Origin of the sequence: Mesorhizobium sp. M7A.F.Ca.CA.002.15.2.1 (assembly GCF_003998715.1) — a bacterium.
Taxonomy (GTDB): domain Bacteria; phylum Pseudomonadota; class Alphaproteobacteria; order Rhizobiales; family Rhizobiaceae; genus Mesorhizobium; species Mesorhizobium ciceri.
On the sequence record NZ_RZPI01000330.1, the window covers coordinates 876 to 5,925 of the forward strand.

The following is a 5,050-nucleotide window of genomic DNA, read 5'->3' on the forward strand; positions in this document are numbered from 1 at the left end:
GGTTAAGGAGGACCGATGTCGATACGATTCAACTTCGGCGGTGACGAACATATCTTCGGCGAGGTGTCCGAAGAAATGTCGCTCACCTCCTTCTTTACCGGCCTTTCGATGACCAATGCGGTGCGTACGGCAGGCATCCGAGGCGTCACCGAGATCTGCCCAGCCAACGCCAGCTTCCAGATTCGCTTCAACCCCGACATCGTCAAGCCGCAGGATTTGCTCAGCGAACTGAAGTCGATGGAAGAGGCCGCCTCGAAGTCGGACCCGGTGCTGAAGACCCGGATCATCGAACTGCCGGTTTATTTCCAGGATCCATGGACGCGTGAAACCTGCCTGCGCTTCCGCGAGCGCCATCAGGACCCCTCCTCCACCGATCTTGAATATTCGGCACGCATCAACGGCTACGCCACGGTGGAAGAGTTTATCGAGGCCTATTCCGGCCAGCCCTGGTTCGTATCGATGGTCGGCTTCGTCGCCGGACTGCCCTTCCTGTACCAGATGGTTGAGCGCAAGAAACAGATTCAGGCGCCGAAATACTTGCGTCCACGCACCGACACTCCCAAGCTCACCATTGGCCATGGCGGCTGCTTTGCAGCGATCTATTCGGTACGCGGCGCTGGCGGCTACCAGATGTATGGCATAACCCCGGCCCCGATCTACGACCCGACCAGGAAGGTGCGCTACCTCGCCGATGACATGTGCCTGTTCAAGCCAGGCGATATCGTCAAGTTCAAGGCCATTGGCCGCGATGACTACGACGCCACGCTTGAGGAAATCGAAGCCAATCGGTGGCAGCCGACGGTTCGCGAGTGCACCTTCAGCCTGAAGGATTTCAACAGCGACATTTACGGCACCAATGCAAAGCTGATGGAGCTTATCAATGGCCGTTAAGGTAATCTCTCCCGGCCTCTCCACTTCCGTGCAGGACCTTGGCCGACCCGGCCACTATCATGTCGGCATTCCAGAAGGCGGCGGCATGGACCGCTTTGCGACACGCATCGCAAACCTGCTTGTCGGCAACGATCCGGGTGCCGCGGTGCTCGAAGCCACTTTCATGGGTCCCGAACTCGAATTCACCCAATCCGCGGTCGTCGCCGTCACAGGTGGAGAGCTCCCACCCAAACTCAATGGCGAGGAACGGTCGACGTGGGAAAGTTTTCCGGTGAAGGCCGGTGACCGACTTTCTTTCGGCTTCCTCAAGGGCGGCGCGCGCGCTTATCTGGCCGTCTCCGGCGGCATCGACGTACCCGTGGTTCTCGGTTCGCGCTCGACTTACATTCTGGGCGCGCTTGGCGGCCATCAGGGCCGCACGCTGAAAGCGGGCGATGAGCTTCCCCTCGGCGAAGGTTCCGGCAAAGCCGGTCTTTCACTGCCTGCAAATCTGCGCCGCGCGCGCAATAGTCCGGCGGAACTCAGAATGCTTCCCGGCATATACTGGCATCGGATCACTGAGGCTGCCGGCAATCGGTTCTTTGAGGAAACCTGGAAGGTCGCGCCCGAAGCCGACCGTATCGGCTATCGCTTCCGCGGCGGAACGCCGCTGGAATTCGTCGAGCGCGAGCAGCCTTTCGGTGCGGGCTCCGACCCCTCGAACATCGTCGATGCCTGCTATCCTTACGGATCCGTCCAGGTGCCGAGTGGCACTGAGCCGATCGTTCTTCACCGGGACGCGGTTTCGGGTGGCGGGTATATGATGCTGGGCGTGGTGATATCGGCCGACATGGACCTTATCGCCCAGCTCCAGCCGCACACCCCGGCGCGCTTCGTCCCGGTGACGCTGGAAGACGCGCTTGCCGCGCGAACCGAACAGCGCGCCGCGCTGGCGCGTGCTGAAGGGCATCTGGCCGGCTGACGTCAGCCGGGAATGCCGGCGGAGGAGCCGGAGGCGAGGAGATCGGCCGGCCAAAACCGACCGCGCGTGGCGGAAGACAAAATCCGGTGCGCGAAACGACAAGACGACGCCGGGCAACGGCGTGAATTTGGCACCCGAGCAGTCCGCTAGAGACCGCCGGAACCGACAGGGGAAGACATTTGCAACGTGGCTGGCCGCAAGGCCGGATGCTTCGCGCCTTTCCGTCGGTAGAAAGAAGGAAAGGGTCATGAGTCATCTGAGCGCGGAGAACGTCTCGGTATCGTTTGCGGGGCTGAAGGCCCTGTCATCGGTAGACCTCCAAATTACGCCCGGCCGCATCAGTGGCCTCATCGGCCCGAATGGCGCTGGCAAGACCACGCTCGTCAACGTGCTGACCGGCTTCCAGGCACCGACGGAAGGCACCATCAAGCTCGACGGGGAAGCACTCACGGGTCTCAAGCCGCATCAGGTCCGGCGGCGCGGCATTGCCCGCACCTTTCAGGGTGGGCGGCTCTTCCGCGACCTGCCTGTGTTGGACAATTTGGAAGTGACCGGCGTTGGCCTGGGAATGAGCCGGCGCGCTGCCATCGCCGAAGCGGAAGCGATGCTCGACTGGATAGGCATCGGTGCGCTGGGTACCCGCATCGCCGGAACGTTGCCATACACGGACGAGCGCCGCGTCGCCATTGGCCGCGCCCTGATGGGACGGCCCGCATACATCCTGCTCGACGAGCCCGCGGCTGGCATGAGCGCACTGGAGGCGCGGGAGCTTTCCGCCCTGATAAGACACATCGCCAGCGATCTCGGCTGTGGTGTCCTGCTCATCGAGCACAATGTCGGGCTGGTGCTCGGCCTTTGCCAGCATATCGTCGTGCTCGATTCCGGAGCGATTATCGAGGAAGGACCGCCTGCCGCGATCCGCGACAGCGAGAAGGTGCGCCACGCCTATATGGGCACGGCCGCGAACACCGACCTGCCTGTGCTGGAGGCGATGGAATGAGCCTGCTCGCCCTTTCCGACATCACCATCCGCTACAGCCGTCTCACGGCGGTCCGCAATGTCTCCTTCTCCATGGACGAGGGAGAAATCCTGTTCATCACCGGCCCGAACGGAGCCGGGAAGTCTTCGCTGCTGCGCGCGATCGCCGGTGTTACGCCGGTGGCGGGCGGCCGGATCGACCTTGCAGGTCATGAGATCACCGGCCAGGCGCCGGAGAACATCGCCCGGCTCGGATTCTCCATGGTGCCGGAGGGGCGCGATGTCTTCGGCTCGCTGACGACCGAAGAGAACCTTCTGGTCGGAACCGGCATGCACGCCCGCGAACGCGGCTGGCGCAGCCGAGCGGCCGACGAACTCGAAGCCGTCTACGCAACCTTCCCGATGCTGAAAGAGAGGCGGCACGGGCAGGCGGGATTGCTGTCCGGCGGGCAGCAGCAAATGCTGGTCATCGGCCGCGCGCTGATGACCAATCCGCGGCTTGTAGCCATCGACGAGCCTTCACTGGGCCTCGCCCCCAACATCAACGACCAGGTCTACGAGCGGCTGATCGCGCTGCGTGCGCAGCGCCAGCTCACGCTCCTGATCGTTGAGCAGAGCTCGGCCCGGGCGATGATGGTGGGCGGGCGGATGATCCTGATGCGTGGCGGACAGATCGTGCTCGATGGCGACGCGCGGACGCTCGGCAATGGCGAGGCGATCCAGGCTGCCTATTTCGGCTACGAGGACAATTGAGATGCTTCAGATCCTGTTCGACGCACTCTCGCTTGGTTCGCTCTACGCGCTCGGGGCGCTCGGCATTGCCCTCATCTTCGGCGTCATGCGGCTCGTGAACTTCGCGCATGGCGACGTCATCGCCTTCTGCGTCTTCGCCCTGTTATGGCCGTCTACGGACGCAATGGCCATCGTCTTCGCCGGCCAATTGCCGTGGTACCTGCTGTTGCCATTCGTGCTCCTCTGCGGGGCCGGGCTGTCGGTGCTGTGCGAAATCGTCGTCTTCAGGCGGTTCCGTCAGGCAAATCCGGCAACCATGATGATCGCCTCCTTCGCGCTCGGTTTCGTCATTCGCTACTTCCTGCTCATGCTTTTCTCCAGTCGGCCGAAATCGATCTCGCTGCTGCCCGAACTGTCCCAGCCGGTGGAGATCCTTGGTGCCAGGCTTCCCCTCCTCCAGCTCATAACGATCGTGGCCACGATGGTCATCCTGATCGGCCTGACACTGTTCCTGCGTCAAACCCGCTTCGGCCTGGAGATGCGGGCGGCGGCCGAGAACTTCTCGATGGCCCGAATGCTGGGTGTGCGTGCGAACCGGGTTATCATGGGCGCGTTCGCCCTCTCCGGCGCGTTGGCCGCCGCCATTGCACTGATCTTTGGCGCCCAGACAGGCACGCTGGACATCCAGATGGGCGCCTCGATCATGTTGATGGCCTTCATCGCCACCGTCATTGGCGGCCTCGGCAGCCTCGGGGGAGCCGTGCTCGCCGGCTTCCTGCTGGGTGCCGCCTCGGTGATCATGCAAGTCATGCTGCCCATCGACGCCCGGCCATTCCGCGATGCCTTTGTCTATGGAGCGGTCATCCTCGTCCTCCTCTTCCGCCCACAGGGGCTTATTGCCGCGCGCGGCACCAAGGAAAGGATCTGATTTCATGGGTGTCGTCGCCTCCCTCACCAACTCTACCGCTGCCGGTGCCCCGGCTGCCGAGCGAAAGCCCGCCCGCTTCGCGCTTGCCCGCCGCACAATCCTGACACCGGTCCTGCTTTCTCTGCTGCTGCTGGCCATCGCGCTGATCACGGTGATGACCGGATCGCGGCCCTTCAACCAGACGGTGATCGACGTGTTCGTCCGTGTCATCCTCGTCGTGGGCCTATACATCTTTATCGGGAATTCGGGCGTTCTCAGCTTCGGGCATATCGGCTTCACCTGCCTTGGCGCCTACGCGGCCGCGTGGCTCACCATCAATCCGATGATGAAACGCGGTTCGCTGCCGGGACTGCCCGAATGGCTGCTGGCGACCCGATTGCCGTACTGGCAATCGGCTATGCTGGCAGCATTGTTCGCCGCCCTCGCCGCTCTCATCTTCGGGCGGGTGCTGATGCGATTATCGGGCATCGCGGCTTCGATCGCGACCTTCGCGATGCTCGCCATGATCAACACAATTTATTCCAACTGGGAGAGCGTGACCGGAGCGACCTCATCGGTCG

The 5,050-nt window shown here is 62.9% G+C and carries 5 protein-coding genes and 1 pseudogene; all 6 read left to right on the top strand.

Going from position 1 to position 5,050, the window contains the following annotated elements:
- Window positions 1-15 precede the first annotated feature (15 nt).
- The gene (locus ENZ74_RS18695) at window positions 16-891 is read left to right on the top strand and encodes a carboxyltransferase domain-containing protein (RefSeq protein ID WP_013533154.1); all 876 of its coding nucleotides are present in this window, start codon (window positions 16-18) and stop codon (window positions 889-891) included.
- The gene (locus ENZ74_RS18700; protein WP_063167471.1) at window positions 881-1,852 is read left to right on the top strand and encodes a biotin-dependent carboxyltransferase family protein; all 972 of its coding nucleotides are present in this window, start codon (window positions 881-883) and stop codon (window positions 1,850-1,852) included. Before ENZ74_RS18695 ends, ENZ74_RS18700 begins: the two co-directional genes overlap by 11 nt.
- The gene (locus ENZ74_RS18705) at window positions 1,791-2,852 is read left to right on the top strand and encodes an ABC transporter ATP-binding protein (protein ID WP_244514266.1); all 1,062 of its coding nucleotides are present in this window, start codon (window positions 1,791-1,793) and stop codon (window positions 2,850-2,852) included. The genes ENZ74_RS18700 and ENZ74_RS18705 overlap by 62 nt, the downstream gene beginning before the upstream one ends.
- On the top strand, window positions 2,849-3,583 hold the full coding sequence (locus tag ENZ74_RS18710) for an ABC transporter ATP-binding protein (protein ID WP_013533157.1): 735 nt from the start codon (window positions 2,849-2,851) through the stop codon (window positions 3,581-3,583). The genes ENZ74_RS18705 and ENZ74_RS18710 overlap by 4 nt, the downstream gene beginning before the upstream one ends.
- Window position 3,584: 1 nt before the next feature.
- The gene (locus ENZ74_RS18715) at window positions 3,585-4,490 is read left to right on the top strand and encodes a branched-chain amino acid ABC transporter permease (RefSeq protein WP_013533158.1); all 906 of its coding nucleotides are present in this window, start codon (window positions 3,585-3,587) and stop codon (window positions 4,488-4,490) included.
- 4 nt (window positions 4,491-4,494) lie between these two features.
- Window positions 4,495-5,050 (top strand): annotated as a pseudogene (locus ENZ74_RS18720) (branched-chain amino acid ABC transporter permease); the annotation flags it as partial.

What these genes read in the sequence shown, in the direction of transcription:
- ENZ74_RS18710 (WP_013533157.1), top strand. Translation starts at nt 2,849, where the DNA reads ATGAGCCTGCTCGCCCTTTCCGACATCACCATCCGCTACAGCCGTCTC.
- ENZ74_RS18700 (WP_063167471.1), top strand. Translation starts at nt 881, where the DNA reads ATGGCCGTTAAGGTAATCTCTCCCGGCCTCTCCACTTCCGTGCAGGAC.
- ENZ74_RS18715 (WP_013533158.1), top strand. Translation starts at nt 3,585, where the DNA reads ATGCTTCAGATCCTGTTCGACGCACTCTCGCTTGGTTCGCTCTACGCG.
- ENZ74_RS18695 (WP_013533154.1), top strand. Translation starts at nt 16, where the DNA reads ATGTCGATACGATTCAACTTCGGCGGTGACGAACATATCTTCGGCGAG.